Annotated in this window: 12 protein-coding genes; 4 read left to right on the forward strand and 8 right to left on the reverse strand. The window is 26.5% G+C overall.

Translation table 11 applies throughout. The features are described 5' to 3' along the window. Positions 1–72: 72 nt before the first annotated feature. From nagA to X275_RS07485, 8 genes are all read right to left on the reverse strand, one after another. The gene (gene nagA, locus X275_RS07450; protein ID WP_047268236.1) at positions 73–1,161 is read right to left on the reverse strand and encodes an N-acetylglucosamine-6-phosphate deacetylase; all 1,089 of its coding nucleotides are present in this window, start codon (positions 1,159–1,161) and stop codon (positions 73–75) included. 29 nt (positions 1,162–1,190) lie between these two features. Further along, a complete protein-coding gene (locus X275_RS07455; RefSeq protein ID WP_047268237.1) occupies positions 1,191–2,120 on the reverse strand; it encodes an SIS domain-containing protein in 930 nt (309 codons plus the stop codon). Beyond that, on the reverse strand, positions 2,117–3,352 hold the full coding sequence (locus X275_RS07460; RefSeq protein WP_047268238.1) for a carbohydrate ABC transporter permease: 1,236 nt from the start codon (positions 3,350–3,352) through the stop codon (positions 2,117–2,119). Before X275_RS07460 ends, X275_RS07455 begins: the two co-directional genes overlap by 4 nt. Continuing rightward, positions 3,352–4,227 (reverse strand): carbohydrate ABC transporter permease, encoded by an 876-nt coding sequence (locus tag X275_RS07465; protein WP_047268239.1) that lies wholly within the window; start codon positions 4,225–4,227, stop codon positions 3,352–3,354. Before X275_RS07465 ends, X275_RS07460 begins: the two co-directional genes overlap by 1 nt. 52 nt (positions 4,228–4,279) lie before the next feature. Then, positions 4,280–5,488, reverse strand: coding sequence for an extracellular solute-binding protein (locus tag X275_RS07470; RefSeq protein ID WP_047268240.1), 1,209 nt, complete (start codon positions 5,486–5,488; stop codon positions 4,280–4,282). 13 nt (positions 5,489–5,501) lie between these two features. Then, the gene (locus tag X275_RS07475) at positions 5,502–6,929 is read right to left on the reverse strand and encodes a glycoside hydrolase family 3 N-terminal domain-containing protein (protein WP_047268241.1); all 1,428 of its coding nucleotides are present in this window, start codon (positions 6,927–6,929) and stop codon (positions 5,502–5,504) included. Continuing rightward, positions 6,926–8,029: an ROK family transcriptional regulator gene (locus X275_RS07480; RefSeq protein WP_047268242.1), complete on the reverse strand. Its 1,104-nt coding sequence runs from the start codon at positions 8,027–8,029 to the stop codon at positions 6,926–6,928. The genes X275_RS07475 and X275_RS07480 overlap by 4 nt, the downstream gene beginning before the upstream one ends. Before the next feature lie 196 nt (positions 8,030–8,225). Further along, positions 8,226–8,924, reverse strand: coding sequence for a zinc metallopeptidase (locus tag X275_RS07485; RefSeq protein WP_047268243.1), 699 nt, complete (start codon positions 8,922–8,924; stop codon positions 8,226–8,228). 170 nt (positions 8,925–9,094) lie between these two features. Between X275_RS07485 and X275_RS07490 the strand changes: the two genes are divergently transcribed. The 4 genes from X275_RS07490 to X275_RS07505 all read left to right on the forward strand — a co-directional run bounded on the left by X275_RS07490 (position 9,095) and on the right by X275_RS07505 (position 15,656). Next, complete coding sequence (locus X275_RS07490; RefSeq protein WP_442914813.1) at positions 9,095–10,831, forward strand: NAD+ synthase; 1,737 nt, start codon at positions 9,095–9,097, stop codon at positions 10,829–10,831. A gap of 4 nt (positions 10,832–10,835) precedes the next feature. Next, positions 10,836–11,585 carry a hypothetical protein gene (locus tag X275_RS07495; RefSeq protein ID WP_047268245.1) on the forward strand — a complete coding sequence of 250 codons (750 nt, stop codon included), beginning with the start codon at positions 10,836–10,838 and terminating at the stop codon, positions 11,583–11,585. A gap of 71 nt (positions 11,586–11,656) precedes the next feature. Then, positions 11,657–14,617, forward strand: a complete 2,961-nt coding sequence (locus X275_RS07500) for an Eco57I restriction-modification methylase domain-containing protein (RefSeq protein ID WP_047268246.1) — start codon at positions 11,657–11,659, stop codon at positions 14,615–14,617. Between the two features lie 10 nt (positions 14,618–14,627). Continuing rightward, positions 14,628–15,656: a potassium channel family protein gene (locus tag X275_RS07505; protein ID WP_047268247.1), complete on the forward strand. Its 1,029-nt coding sequence runs from the start codon at positions 14,628–14,630 to the stop codon at positions 15,654–15,656. The last annotated feature ends 185 nt before the right edge of the window (positions 15,657–15,841 follow it).

Consider the following 15,841-nt stretch of genomic DNA (forward strand, 5'->3'; position numbering starts at 1 on the left):
TTCAAATTTACCAAAGAAACAAAAAGCGGAGAATAATAATTTCTCCGCTTTTTTGTGTATATAATAATTTGTCTAAATTTTTCTATATACAATATCTCCATTAAATATAGTTTTTATAACATTTAAATTTTTATCCATAATAACAAAATTTGCGATATATCCTTCTTTTATTCTTCCTTCATTTTTTATATTTAAATTTTGTAATGCATTATAGGATGAAACTTTAGATAATTCTTTTAAAGAACAATTGGTTATAGAATAAAAATTTCTAACCCCTTCATCAAAGGTTAAGGTGCTGCCAGCAATAGTTCCATTGTCTAAAGTAGCTCTTTTGTTTTTTACAGTAACTTTTAATTCGCCTAAAGAATAAATGCCATCTTTTAAGTTTGTAGCTGAAATAGAGTCAGTTATTAAGATAATATCATCTATATTTTTTATTTTATAAATCAATTTTATAAATTCTTCAGATATATGTATATTATCAACGATTAATTCTATTTTGAAATTCTCAAGCAGCCCAGCACCGACTCCTCCAATTTCTCTATGGTGAAGAGCTTTTAAAGCATTAGGAAAATGCGTTATTCTATTTATTCCATGTAATATAGCTTTTTTAAATGTAATATAATCAGCGTTTGAATGTCCAAGAGATATTATAATAGATTTGTTTTTTAAATAATCAGCTATAACAAAGAAATTTTTAGATTCTGGTGCCATTGTTATTAGTTTTACTTTCTCATTAATTATATTATCAATAATGTCTATTTCAGGTAAATGAATGAATTTTTCATTTTGAGCGCCTTTTTTTGTTTTATTTATAAAAGGTCCTTCTAAATGAATACCAGCTGCAGATAATACAGGTGAAAATTTATTTGTTATCCTTTTAAGTGTTTCTATTGATGCAGATACGGTTGTTGGAAAAAATTTTGTTATACCATGAGAAAAGTTGAGTTCAGCCCAACTTCTTATATCAGAAATGGATGAATTCATTGTATCAATACCCTTATAGCCATGTGTATGTGTGTCAACAAAACCAGGCATTAGAATATATTCATATTCTTTTTTCTCTTTTAAAATTTTCTTAATTTTATTATCAGATAGTATTATTTTACCAGTATATTCACCGTCAATAGGATCAACGATTAATATATTATCGATAATCATATTCTAACCTCACAATTAAATATAACAGATTAATCCAAAATTACAGATTTACTTAAATTTTTCGGTTTATCAGGATTGAGATTTTCAATTATAGCTTTTTTATATCCAAGATACTGTGGAAAAATCATTTTTAAAGGACTTTCAAATCCTGAGTCATAATCTATATTTATATCGCCGTTTTTACCTATGAATATAACCTTTGCACCTAAGAGTTTAAGTTCTTCAGCAAGTATTTTTTCTTCTCTTGTATCTTTTGAATTTATTATTACAAGAGTGCTATCTGTTAAAGTGGATTTTGGTCCATGTCTGTATTCAAGTGGCTCATGAAATTCTACATTTTGAATGGCCATTTCCTGTATTTTTAACGCACCTTCTTTTGAAATTCCGTATTGTTCATCAAATCCAAGAAAGATAAAATGATTGAAATCTTTTAAATTTAAAGAGTCTATTAAAGTTTTAGAATTGTTAAGAACATTAAAACTTTTTTCTGATAAATTATTGTGTTGAATACCATTTAATAGGAAATTTAAAATAAATATAAAAGATCCAGTCATAACTACACTTTCTTCATTTGCAAAATCAAATATAAATGACTCATCACATATTTTTGTTAATGAAGAGTTTGGGGTGCATGTAATACCAATAGTTTTAATATTATTTTTCTTGAAAATTTGTACAGCTTTTACTGTTTCAGTTGACTCACCAGTTCTTGATATGAATATTGATATATCAGCACTTGGAACTTTATTAAAAACAATTGCTTCACCTCCAGATATAGTCGAAGAACAATATCCATGGGTGTTTAAAATTTTTGAAGTTATAAAACCAAGATTATAAGAAGAACCGCATCCTACAAAAACGTATTTTTTACTTTTTGTAAATGAAAAATTAAAATTATCAGCTTTTTCTAATAATTCTGGTATTCTTTCTATTTCCCTTATAGTATATTTACCAATCATCCTTTCACCGCCCCTTGAGTTATTCCAGAAATTATATGTTTTTGAAATATTAGAAATGCTATTATTACAGGAATTCCTATTATAGAAGATGCTGCCATTAATATTGGCCAATCGACTTGATTGAATTTCTGAAATAAAGCAAGACCAACTTGAACTGTTCTCATGTTTTTTGAGGAAGTCATTACTAAAGGATAAAAAAGCATGTTCCATGATGTAATAAAGGTATTTATCCCCATTACAGCTATAGCTGGCTTTGAAAGTGGGAATATTACATGAAAAAGGATTTGAAATGTATTAGCGCCATCAACATATGCAGCTTGTTCTAATTCAATAGGTAATTGTTCTATATACTGTTTTAATAAAAATATTCCAAATGGTGTAACTAAAAAAGGAATAATTAGGGAATAATATGTATCTATCCATCCAAAATTTTTCATTAAAATAAATATTGGAATTATAGTTACCTGAGGAGGAATCATCATTGTAGCTAATACAATTAGAAATAAAAAATTTTTCCCAAAGAATTCTCTTCGTGCAAATGCATAAGCAACAGTTGTGGAAAATATAATATTTCCTAATACAACAAGAATAGCAATTAACAAACTATTGAACATGTATCTTCCAAAATTATTTTCCTTCCATACGATAACAAAATTCATTAGAGTTGGAAATTTATATTTAATCTTTATATCATCTATATAAATATAAGCACTTTTTTTAGAATAAAAAGAAAATGCTATTTTTGTTATATGTTTAAGATCTATTTTTTTAACGTTAGTCAAAGAAATAAAAATTTTATCCCATTTATTTAAATCACCATTTATTTCAATTGGAAATGAGTAGGAATTTCCATCAATATCATAAAATTCTATATTGAAATCATCAATGTCTGGGAGTTTTGCATATAATTCAATCCCTTTTGATATTCTTAAATCAAGGTCGCCTGTTAACAGAGCAACTTTTTGATTTTTCTCAGGAGAAATTTCTATTTTTAAGCTTTGAGTTGAAACTGGAGAATCTTTAACTATACTTATTTTTGTTCCATTATAAGTTTTAATTTTTCTTTTTATATATCTAATATATTTTGTTTCAAAATCATTTAAAAATTTTTCTGTAACAATATTATTTAGATTCCCCTGAGGTACAATAGCTGTAAAGAACATTGTTAATAAAGGGAATAAAGAAATTATAAGTAATATAAACATAAAAAATAAAAATATAAATCGTTTCATTATATATCACTCCTGAGAAGATGTTTTTGAATTACAGTAAAAATCATAATAATAGCCATTAATATATAAGCTATAGCAGAGGCATATCCCATATCAAATTGCCTAAATGAAGTTTCATAAAGATAATGAACTACAGTTTGAGTTGAATTTGAGGGGCCTCCCTCAGTCATAGTAAAAATTTCAGCAAATATTTGAAAAGACCTAATAGTGTTTAAAGAAATTATAAAAAACATAGTTGGTTTTAATAATGGTAAAGTTATAGAAAAAAAAGTTTGAGTTTTTGTTGCACCATCTATAGAAGCAGCTTCATAAACTTCATTTGGAATACTTTGTAATCCTGCTAAGAATAATATGGTATAATATCCAATAGCTGCCCATATATCCATTATCATAATTGAAATTAGAGCAGTTTTTGTTGAGGCCAACCAACTTGTACCAAGAGATTTAAATCCTAAAAGAGTAAGCATATTATTAAAAAAGCCATTAGCACTGTACAGGTACATCCATATTGTCGATATTACAACCATTGAAATTACAGAAGGTAAAAAAAATCCAGCTTTAAATAAATTTTTTACAGGTAATAATTTGCTATTTATTAAGATAGCAAGTAAAAGTGAAAATATCGTTGTAAAAGGAATTGTTCCAACAACAAAAATAAAAGTATTTTTTAAGGCTATTAAAAATATTTCATCATTAAAAGCTTTTATATAATTAGATAGTCCAATCAAATCATAGTGAGGATTTAATCCTGTATAATTTGTAAAACTCATAAAAAAAGAATAGGCAATGGGAAATATCCCAAAAATTGCAAATAGAATCAAATATGGAGATAGTAATATAAGAGTTTCAAGATTGTATTTTGTTTTCTTTTTCATTTTTTCAACTCCTTAGGAACCTGCGCAGGTGGCTCTGCGCAGGGTTTTTCTTTTAATGATTTAATACCTGTTGAATTTTTAAATTATAAAATCTTAGAGTATTATTTATATCTTCATTTTCAAGTATAATTTTTTCAATAGCCTCTGTTAAATATTGTTGTATTTTAAACCATTGAGGGTGTGATGGTGCAGGTTTTGCATATTTATTTTGTTCATAAAAAACTTGATGCATAGGATGATCTTCAAACCATGGATCATTATCAGCACCTACAACTGATGGAAATACAGAAGGAACTAATTTTGTAACTTGCATAGCAATATCAGATCTTAATAAAAATTCAGCTAATTTCATAGCAGCATCTTTATTTTTTGATTGTTCTGTTACAGCTAAAACTTCAGCACCAGCAAATGAAGCATGGTATCCACTCCATTTTGTTGGTTTTGGCAATAATGCAACATCAAAAACAACATTTGGATAATTTTTTTCTATTCCAGAAATATCCCATGCGCCACTTACATACATTCCTACCTTGCCTTCTCCAAAAGCTTTTGCAAGATCAGCTTGTTTTGTTTTTAAAGAATATTTAGATAAAGCCTTATAGAATTCAGCAGTTTCAATAACTTTTGTTGAATATAGTCTTGCTTTTTTAAAATCTTCTGAAAGAATAGAACCATTATTTCCCCAAACTGCTGGCAAGAACCATTGTTGCCATGGGCTGAAATTCTCTCCTGCACACATACCATATCCGTAAATATCATCACCAAGTTCATTAATTTTTTTTGCAGCTACGTATAATTCTTCCCAAGTTTCTGGAGGATTATTTGGATCAAGTCCGGCTTTTTCAAATAAATCTAAATTAAAAAATAATGCCCTTGTTCCCAATAACCATGGTAATGCCCAATAGTGAGTATCATATTTTACAGAATCCCAGCCAAAATACTTATCTTTAACTTTTGAATAATAGTCATCCATATTCATAATAGTTTTGTTGCTTGCGAAATTTGCAACCCATGTGTTACCTAATTCTACAAGATCAGGTGCATTATTTGCGGCAATTGCTGTGACAATTTTGTCAAAACCATTTGACCATGCAAGTTGTACGTATTCAACTTCAATATCAGGGTTCTCTTTCATAAATTGTCCGAGGATTTTAGCAGAAGATTCATCATCTAACATAAATCCCCAGAATGTAATCTTTGTTTTACCAAATGCGAAAATAACCAATACACTTAAAAGGATTACCAAAAATAACTTTTTCATAAAAATACCTCCCCTAAAGTTTTTTAATAGCCTTAATGGCATTATATATTGATATTAATTTTGTTGAATGAGTAATTATATAAGATTCATCTTTATATAAGGTTTCATCCTGATCATTCCTTATAATTACATATATAATATCTTTATTTAAACTTTTAATTTTTTTATGCAATTTATATTGTTCGGGAAATCTAAAAGAATCAAGGACAAAAGATATAACCTTAGAATTTTTTGGTAGTTCTGAATAAGTTTCTCCATTTAAAGGGTTATATTTAAAAATATTTGTATTTTTAAATTCTAAATTTAATAAAGATTCTAATTTTTCTAAATCTTTAGCAGTGGTATCAGCCTGACTTAAATTTTTAGGTTCAGGTATCACGATAGAAACTTTATCTGTATCCAAATTTATATGAAAATCTTTTTTTATATTTATTTTTAAGGATTTTTTAGCAATATCGGTTAAAAATTTTCCTTCATAATTTTCATTAAAATATTTTTTTTGAATTTCATTTATTTTCTTTATTTTCAAATTAATGGATTCTGTGTCTATTTTTTTATTTTCAATGAGATTAATAAAAGAAGTATAAATAGGTTTAAAATTTTTCTTAGCTTCAGCAATCATCAAAATATCTCCACCATTATTAAAAAATAATTCAACACCTTTATCAGGGAAATAGTTATTATAAAATGCTTTCATTTCAATGGCATCGCTAATTATTAATCCATTATAATTTAATTTTTTTCTTAACAGGTCATTTAAAATGATTTTAGATACTGTACCCAAATCTTCATCGAGATTTTTGTATATAATATGCGCTGTCATAATCATTTCAACGCCATTTTTAATAGCATTTTCAAAAGGTAATAAATCATAATCATTAAAAGAAAAGTTATCAATAACTGGAGTTTCTTCATGAGAATCATGAGTAGCTTTTCCGTGGCCGGGGAAGTGCTTTGCAGTTGAAAGAATACCAGCATCATTTAATCCTTTTATATATTGTGTTCCAAATATAGAAACCTTTTCTGGAGAATCAGAAAAAATTCTGAATCCAGTAACTGCACTTGAATCTTTATGTAAAACATCAAGAACGGGAGAAAAAACCATGTTAAAACCAAATTCTTTCAATTTTTTTCCAAGATAAAATGCATATTTATAAGCAATATTTGGCTCATTTGTTTTTCCAATAGCATAATTTCCTGGTGAAGATAAGATTCCTGGAACAGTTTCCAATTGACCACCTTCGTGATCAGATGAAATAAGTAAAGGAATATTAAGAGAATATAATTTATCCATAGAAATCTGCAACTCTTCAATACTGTTCATATTTCCTGGATATAAAATTATACCTGCAGGTTTATACTTTAAAATTATATTTAAAGCTTCATCATCAATTCCGCCTGGAAAACCAAGAAAAAACAATTTTCCATATTTATAATTCATTTAATATCGCCTCTTTTCATCAAATAAATTTTTAAAAAATGTTCAGTACCGCGTTTATTTGAAAACATTTTATGTAAAACTATAGAGACAGCACCACGAGAAGTAAGATAGTCTTCTGGAGATATATGATTTATATGCAATTTTCGTATATTTGGAATGAAAATATTTTTTTTAATTTCTTCAATAAAAATATTTAAAAATTTTTCATTTAAAAGAGTAATATTACCCCCAATTATGATATTATCTGGATCAAAAATACTAATATAATCACCAAGTTTTTTTGAATATATGTTAATAAAATCTCTACTATTATTTATTAATGTATCTATATCTTCATTTAAAATAGATGTGAAAGAAATATTTTCATTTGTATTTATTAAAGGGATTTTAAATTCTACTTCTCCAGCACAATTATTGCTTCCATGATATAATTTGTTTTTAATAACAATACCTATACCCAGTCCAACATGGTCTGTAGCGAAATATGGAATTGAAATATGGAAATATAAAATATTATGTGATTTATCTTTATATTTCAAATTAAAAAAAATGGCTCCACAATTACTATCATTTTCTATAAATACAGGAACATCAATTTCTTTTTCTAATGCTGTTGATAAATCCAAATTTTCAATATTTAAAGCTTTAGAATATACAATTATTCCATTTGAAGAATTAATTATACCTGGAAGTGAAATACCAACACTTAAAATTTTATAATCGTCAAATTGACTGTAAATAGAGATAATTTCATTTACGATATTGTTTTTGTCTATTTTTATATTTTTTCTTTTTGAAAAAATTATAATTCCTTGTAAATCTGTTAAAACAAATTCAAGGCCATCCTGTTCTATTGAAATACCTAAAATATATCCAATAGAAAAATTGAATGAATAAATAGAAGTTTTTCTTCCACCAAGTGGAGAAGCTGAAAGTTCATCAACTTTTTTTATTAAGTTTAAATTTTTTAATTTATTCAAAGATCTGGAAACAGTTGATTTTTCAAGACCTGTTTCTTTTGAAATTTCCATTAAGTATGTTTTTTCTTTTTTCCATATAAAATTCAATACTTTTATCAATGAATCAGTGATTTTTACCATATAGATCACTCCTAATATTAGTTGTTTGCTTCAAGCAACTAATTAAAATATAACATATTTATATTAGAAAAAAAAGTATGAAAAAAAAGTATTATAGATTATTACTCTTAAATAAATAAGATTATTTACTAATAATAAAAAAAATTTTAATATTAGTATAAAAATAACCCGACATAATGTCGGGTTATAAAGTTATTTAATCTCTATCTCCAACGATACCTGCTAACATAAGCATTCTTAGTAATTGTAAAATAGCCATGGCAGCAGAAGCAACATATGTCATAGCAGCAGCACCCAATACTTTTTTCACATGTGATACTTCTGATATTGGCATACCCATTGAAGGGAGGATTTTTATAGCTCTCGCGCTGGCATTAAATTCGACTGGTAATGTTATTATAGTAAATAATACTGCAAAAGAAAATAATATAATACCAAGTTGGATTAATGTCTGACTATAAAAAAGGAATCCTATTATAAAAATAATCCATGATAAATTTGATCCAATAGAAGCAAATGGAACGGAAAAGTTTCTTAAAACTAATGGTAAATAATTTTCCTGATGTTGCATAGCATGTCCTACTTCATGGGCGACTACGCCTAAAGCAGCAACTGACCTGCTTGAATAAGTGGCAGAAGATAGTCTCAAAACTTTATTTCTCGGATCATAATGATCTGTTAAAAAACCAGAAACAGCTTCAACTCTTACATTATATAGTCCAAGATTATCAAGCATTCTTCTTGCAAAATCTGCACCGTTTTCACCTGTTGAAGAAATAACTTTAGAATATTTTGAAAAAGTTGATTGTACAGATGCCTGAGCTATTAAAGACAATATTAAACCCGGTAATAAAATAATAAATGTAGGATCAAACCAGAATGGATAAAAAAACACACAACCACCTCCAATTACAAATCTTTTTTAGTTCTTTCTAATTTTAGAAATATAAAATATCCTATCCATTAGACTATAAATATTTCAAAATGTTCAAGAGTATTATAGCATAAATATCTTAAAAAAGACTTAAATTATGTTATAATATTAAAAAAGCAAAAAGGAGTGGAATTATGAGACTTAGAATTGGAATTGCACAATTAAATTCGCATGTTGGAAATCTGAATGAAAACTTAAATAAAGCCAAAAAAGCCTTTAAATTAGCGGAGGAAAATGAAGCTGATTTGTTGATTTTTCCTGAATTATTCTTGACCGGATATCCGCCAGAAGATCTGGTATTGAAAACAGGATTTTTAAATGATTCAAGAAATTTTTTGAAACAATATATTGATTATACATATGGTAGTGATGTAATATCAATAATTGGAAATCTTGATTTTGAGGTTGATGCATATAATACAGCATATGTAATATACAATGGAAAAGAAGAAGCAAAATACCATAAAATATATCTCCCAAATTATTCAGTATTTGATGAAAAAAGATATTTTTCTCCTGGGAAACAACCTCTGATGATTGAGCTGAAAAATGGTTTAAAGATAGGAGTTACAATTTGTGAAGATATATGGGTTCCAAATGGACCAGCTGTTGAATTGGCTGAAATGGGTGCTCACGTAATTGTTAATTTGTCGGCATCACCATATACAAAAGAAAAGCCAAAAAGCAGGCTGGAAATGTTAAAAACAAGAGCAGCAGAACTTTCAACATGGCTGGTATATACAAATTTAATAGGAGGACAAGATGAAATTGTCTTTGATGGTGGAAGTGTTGTTATAAATCCATTTGGTGAAATTGAACATTCATTACCTCTTTTTGATGAAAAAGTTGATTTTATAGATATAGATCCCATATCATCTACAAGGGCAAATTTAAGAGAAGGAAAAAGAAGACATCTATTATATGATAATCATAATGTTGAGATTAAAATAATTGAAAAAGAACCGAATAAAAAGAGAAAAATATTAAAAGGCAATAAAAGGGTTAACTTAATGGAAAAATATGAAGAAATATATAAAGCTTTAAAATTAGGACTTAAAGATTATATTCATAAAAACGGTTTTTCAAAGGTTGTTTTGGGATTAAGCGGTGGTATGGATTCCGCATTCGTTACGGCTTTAGCAGCGGATACTTTTGGAAGTGACAATATTTTAGGTGTATTAATGCCGTCACAATATTCATCGAGAGGTAGTATAGAAGACTCGATATTATTAGCAAAAAATCTTGAAATGAAAACTCATACAATACCGATAAGAAGAACATTTGAAGGTTTATTAAAAGAATTAAAGGTTGCATTTGAAGATTTACCCATGAATGTAGCAGAAGAAAATATTCAGGCTAGAATTAGAGGGACAATAGTAATGGCGTTTTCAAATAAATTTGGGTATATAGCGCTTGCTACTGGTAATAAAAGTGAGGTTGCAACAGGTTATGCTACATTATATGGTGATATGGCAGGTGGATTTTCTCCAATTAAAGATGTTTATAAAACAGAAATATATAAACTTGCGGAATATTTTAATAAAATTAAAGGCAAATGGATTATACCGGAAAATATATTTATTAAAGCACCATCTGCAGAATTGAAGCCAGATCAAACAGATCAAGATAAATTACCGCCATATGAAATACTCGATGCAATTTTAGAAAGATATATAGAGTATGAAATGAGTATAAATGAAATAGTTGAAGATGGATATGATATTGAAACAGTAAAATATGTAATAAAACTTGTCGATTTAAATGAGTATAAAAGGCGTCAGGGAGCACCAGGAATAAAAATAACTCAAAGGGCATTTGGAAAAGACAGAAGAATGCCAATAACCAATGGATATAAAATCTGGGGGTAAGAATATGAATAATTTACTTAATAAAGAAGAGAGAAAAAAAGGCGCCAAATCATTACTAATTATTTTTGCAATTATGTTTGGTATTTATATTATTATATGGTTTATATGGTCTCAATATGAAAAGGTTTTAAATGAATTTAAAATATTACCGTCATTACAGATTGAAAAAGCAAATTGGTATAACATATATTCCAATAAAAAAATAATTGAAACAAAATATGGCGAAGTAAAAATAGAAAAAATAGATGAAACAAATTTTATTATTAAATATAAAGATAAAGAATTACATGAAAAGGCATTTAGATATTTTAATGTGAGGGAATTAGATGATGCATTGTTAATCTCTTTTCCATCATTTTATATAAGAGGAATAAAAAATATTTTAATAAGAAAAAATGGGGAAATATATACTTTTTATAAAGTTCCAACTGATTTGCAGGATGAATATGATGTATATTTCTCAAAATTTCTTATGGGAAATTTTGAGAAAATAAATTTTTCAGATTTACCTGAAAGATTAAAAACAGGGGATGTTGAGAAAACGATAAATATTAAAGCAAAATATACAAATTTTATATTACGTGATATGGATAAAGTATATAAATTATCAAAAAATATGTATCTATTTATGAATGAAGATTTTTCCACTAATTATATAGAATATTATCTGGTAAATGCGGAAGAAGAGAATATAGAAGAGAAAAATTACATATTAAGAATATTTTTGGTTGAAAAACAATTAAGAGAAAAATAATCAAGATAAAAATAGTTAAATAAAAAATAATTAAGAAAAACAATTAATTGGAGATAGCCTGGGGGATTTATATGTACGAAAATTTAAAAATCACAATAAAAAAAATAAAAACGCTTATAAAAAAATCTATTGATTTAAAATTAAATCAAATGGGTTTTTATGAAACAAAATATAAACCTTTTTTTAATAAGGAAATTGTAAACAAAAATACATTTGATATGTTAAAAGAGATGTTTTCCAATGAGTACGTTGAAAAACGGAAAAAATATATTGAAAACTATACATTTAATTATTTAAATAAAATAATATCCCTAAAAATGTTGAAAGAAAAAGAAATATTAAAAGAAAAACGCGATTTTAATGAATTAAAAAAATATATACCAGAACTTTTTGATGAAATCTATGAAATTGAAATGGAAGAAAATATATTACAAAAAATATTCGAAGAGATCAATAATGTAAAGGATTGGCATAAGGAGGATATTCTTGGTTGGGCATATCAATATTATAATTTAGATGAAGAAAGATCCAGATTATTTAAACAATCACAATTTTACACACCAGAATGGGTAGTGGAATATATTGTTGATAATACTCTAACTAAATATTATTGTGAAATATATGATGATCAGGAAATAGCAGAAAAATATAAAATAAAGTATAAGAAAAGAAACAATATAAAGAAATTAGAAGAAATAAAAATTTTAGATCCAGCATGTGGAAGTGGACATTTTTTAATAAAAGTATATGATAGGCTTAAAGAATTTTATGAAAGAAAAGGGTATAGTAGATATGTATATATAAAAAATATTATAGAAAAAAACATATATGGAATAGATATAGATGAACGCTCAATAGAAATTGCCAAACTGGTATTAAAAATTAAGGCGTTGAGCGATGGTTATAAAGGGGATTTAGATTTTAATCTTATTTCAACAGATTTTGAAATGATAAATTCAAATGATATTGAGGATAATATATTAAGAGATGTATATGAAAGTGTAAAAGATGAAATTGAAGGATATAAAGAATTAGGAAGTTTAATAATCTTAAGTAATAAATCTAAAGAAAAAATAAAAAATTTACAAAAGAGAAAGATAATACCTTTATTTGAAGAAAAAACACATCTTGAAAAGTATTATGTAGATAAATTGAAGAAATTCTTCGGTATTCTTATAAAAAATTTCGACATAGTGATTTCAAACCCACCATATACAGATTCTCATGATTACACACCTTCTTTAAGAAAATTAATTAGAGAAAAATATTTTGATTTTAGAAAAAATTTATACGCAGCTTTTATAAAAAGAAATTATGAATTTTTACTTGAGAATGGTTTAATGGGAATGATAACTCCACAGACATTTATGTTTATAAGTAGTTATGAAAAATTAAGAAAGTTTATAATAAAAAATATGCATATAGAAAGTTTGGTGCATTTTGGATTAGGTGGGGTATTTGAGGATGTGCTCGTTGATACCGCTATGTTTATTTTTAGAAAGAATAATACAAATGAAGAGAAAGGTATATATATAAATCTCAATGATGTATCATATGAGAAAAAAAAGAATGAATTAAATAAAATAATTGAAAAAATATATAAAAATGAAAAAACAAAAAGAGTTTTCAAAGAAAATCAGAAAGAATTTAAAAAAATTCCACGAATACCTTTTGTATACTGGATAAATGATGAAATAAAAAAAATATTTGAATATGATAAATTAATAAAATTTGCAGACGTAAGGCAGGGTATTGCGACAGGTGATAATAAAAGATTTTTAAGATATCATTGGCAGGTACCAAAAAATGAGATAAGCTTTAATCATAAAATTGATAGGAAAAAATGGGTACCTTATGTTAAAGGAGGCCCGTATAATAAATGGTTTGGTAATTTATGGTGGGTAATAGCTTTTGATGAGGAAAACTATAATATATTAAAGAAAATGGGAAATCACTTGCCAAATAAACAGTATTATTTTAAACCAGGAATTACATATTCTATGACAACGTCAAAAGGCCCGACATTTAGATCGCTGCCTAAAAATTTTCTTTTTGATTGTAAAGGAAGCAGTATATTTATTAAAAATGACGATTTAAAATATGCTTTATTAGGATTTCTTAATAGTAAACTTGCTTTTTATTTATATAAATTTATTGCAGGAAGTGTAGATCTTGAAGTGGGAGATTTAAAACAAATTCCAATAGCAACAAGATTGGTAAATGAAAACAAAAAAAGAGATTTATTAATAGATATAGTTAAAATGATAATTATAATTAAAAAACAAAATACAGATTTTTCACCTTTAGAATTTCATTATAAAGGGTCGCCTTTACATCAAAATTTAAAAGGAAGTTTTGAAGAAAGAGCATTAAAAAAAATATATGAAAAAGATTTACTTGATACATATATATTATTGCTTGAAGCGCTTGTAGAAAAAATAATCTTTCAAATGTATGGATTAAAGAAAAGTACAATAAGAGAGATTTTTCATAAAGAAGGATATCCAGCAGGCTGGTTAAAAAACGGAGAAATTGTGAAAATCCCTTCTATAATAAATTATTTAAAAAAAGAATATGTAGAAGATCTAGAATTACACGATGAAAAAATAAATGATATAGAGAAAGAAATATACCGCTTTTTAAAACATATATTTTCTAAAAAGGATTCTATTGAATATGATGAAAATATAATGTTAAAGATATACAATAAAAAAGATAGAAATGAATATGATAATGCGATAGAAAGAATATCATTAAATACTAAGGTAAACCCCATAATGGTTTTTAATACTATAAAAGATAGAATATCTTTGGATAATTATAGAGTAAAATATTTTTTGTTTTTAGCGGTAAATGAAGAATATATAAAAAATAAAGGAGACATAAAAAAAATAAAAGCAGGACTTGAAAAAATAGGAATAACAGATGAAACAATAAAAAAATATTTAAGAAATACACTGGAAAATTATATAGAAAACAAATTTTTAAAAGAACAGTTTAATTATTATAAAAAAGCTAGACCATATATTTAGGGGGAATAATATGGAAGAATATAAAAGAATATTTAAACAAATAACCTTTTCGTTGTTAATAATAGTTATAATATTTTTTATTGGGATTATAGGATTTATGATATTAGAAGGATGGGATTTTTTTCAGTCTTTTTATATTACGGCGATAACTCTTTCAACCGTTGGGTATGGTATGCCAGAAAATATTTCTCGAGCAACCATAATATTCGATGCATTTTTAATTTTTTCCGGTATTTCTGTTGTTTTATATTTAATTTCTTCACTAACAGCATTGTTTGTGGAAGGGGATTTTAAAAAGATAGGAGGAATATTGAAAATGATGAAACGTATAGAAAATATAACGAATCATTATATTATAGTAGGTGGGGGAAAAACTGGAAAATATATTATTGATGAATTTATAAAAACGAAAACACCTTATATAATTATAGAAAAAAATCAGGATAGAATGGATAAATTAATTGAAAAGGATGAATATAAAAATATAAATTTTGTAATTGGAGATGCAAGAGATGAGGATGTATTAATAAAAGCAAAAATCTTTGAAGCAAAGGGGTTATTATTAACCTCTCCAAGTGATGTAGATAATTTATATATAGCCCTAACAGCCAAAACATTAAACCCGTCATTATATATTGTATCAAATGCCACAAGTTCTGAAGAATTGAGGAAATTGTTATATGCAGGTGTGGATAATGTTATACTTCCGCCGGAAATAACTGGAAAAAGAATGGCGTTGATGGTGGCTAAACCCAATGTATTGTCTTTTATTGAAAGTACACAAATGGATTTTGGAGAAACGTTTGGATTTGCAGAAATAAGAATACCAGAAAATAGCTGGATGGTAGGAAAAGAATTTGGAGAATTAGAAATTTCAAAAACACTTGATATAATTGTAATGGCTATTAGAAGAAATGGAAAAGCAAAATATAATCCGAAATCTAACTTTAAAATAAAACCAAAAGATTCACTTATGGTTATAGGTGATCAAGAAGATATAGAAAAGTTAAGAAGATATGTAATAATGGCAAAAGATTAAAATATTGATTATAAAAGAAAAAGACATCAATTCACTAACGATTAACAAAATTAACAGTATTGTAAGTTGACAAAAGAGAAGAAAGGTGGTAATATATATACTCGGACGCGGACGAAGAGCCGCGAGAAGGAAAAGGAAGCTCCTTGACAAGTGAACAGAGACACCCAGCGGAAGTAAGAAGAGAG

The organism is Marinitoga sp. 1197, from assembly GCF_001021165.1.
In the GTDB taxonomy this organism is placed as follows: Bacteria; Thermotogota; Thermotogae; order Petrotogales; family Petrotogaceae; genus Marinitoga.

What these genes read in the sequence shown, in the direction of transcription:
- nagA (WP_047268236.1), bottom strand. Translation starts at nt 1,161, where the DNA reads ATGATTATCGATAATATATTAATCGTTGATCCTATTGACGGTGAATAT.
- X275_RS07455 (WP_047268237.1), bottom strand. Translation starts at nt 2,120, where the DNA reads ATGATTGGTAAATATACTATAAGGGAAATAGAAAGAATACCAGAATTA.
- X275_RS07460 (WP_047268238.1), bottom strand. Translation starts at nt 3,352, where the DNA reads ATGAAACGATTTATATTTTTATTTTTTATGTTTATATTACTTATAATT.
- X275_RS07465 (WP_047268239.1), bottom strand. Translation starts at nt 4,227, where the DNA reads ATGAAAAAGAAAACAAAATACAATCTTGAAACTCTTATATTACTATCT.
- X275_RS07470 (WP_047268240.1), bottom strand. Translation starts at nt 5,488, where the DNA reads ATGAAAAAGTTATTTTTGGTAATCCTTTTAAGTGTATTGGTTATTTTC.
- X275_RS07475 (WP_047268241.1), bottom strand. Translation starts at nt 6,929, where the DNA reads ATGAATTATAAATATGGAAAATTGTTTTTTCTTGGTTTTCCAGGCGGA.
- X275_RS07480 (WP_047268242.1), bottom strand. Translation starts at nt 8,029, where the DNA reads ATGGTAAAAATCACTGATTCATTGATAAAAGTATTGAATTTTATATGG.
- X275_RS07495 (WP_047268245.1), top strand. Translation starts at nt 10,836, where the DNA reads ATGAATAATTTACTTAATAAAGAAGAGAGAAAAAAAGGCGCCAAATCA.
- X275_RS07500 (WP_047268246.1), top strand. Translation starts at nt 11,657, where the DNA reads ATGTACGAAAATTTAAAAATCACAATAAAAAAAATAAAAACGCTTATA.
- X275_RS07505 (WP_047268247.1), top strand. Translation starts at nt 14,628, where the DNA reads ATGGAAGAATATAAAAGAATATTTAAACAAATAACCTTTTCGTTGTTA.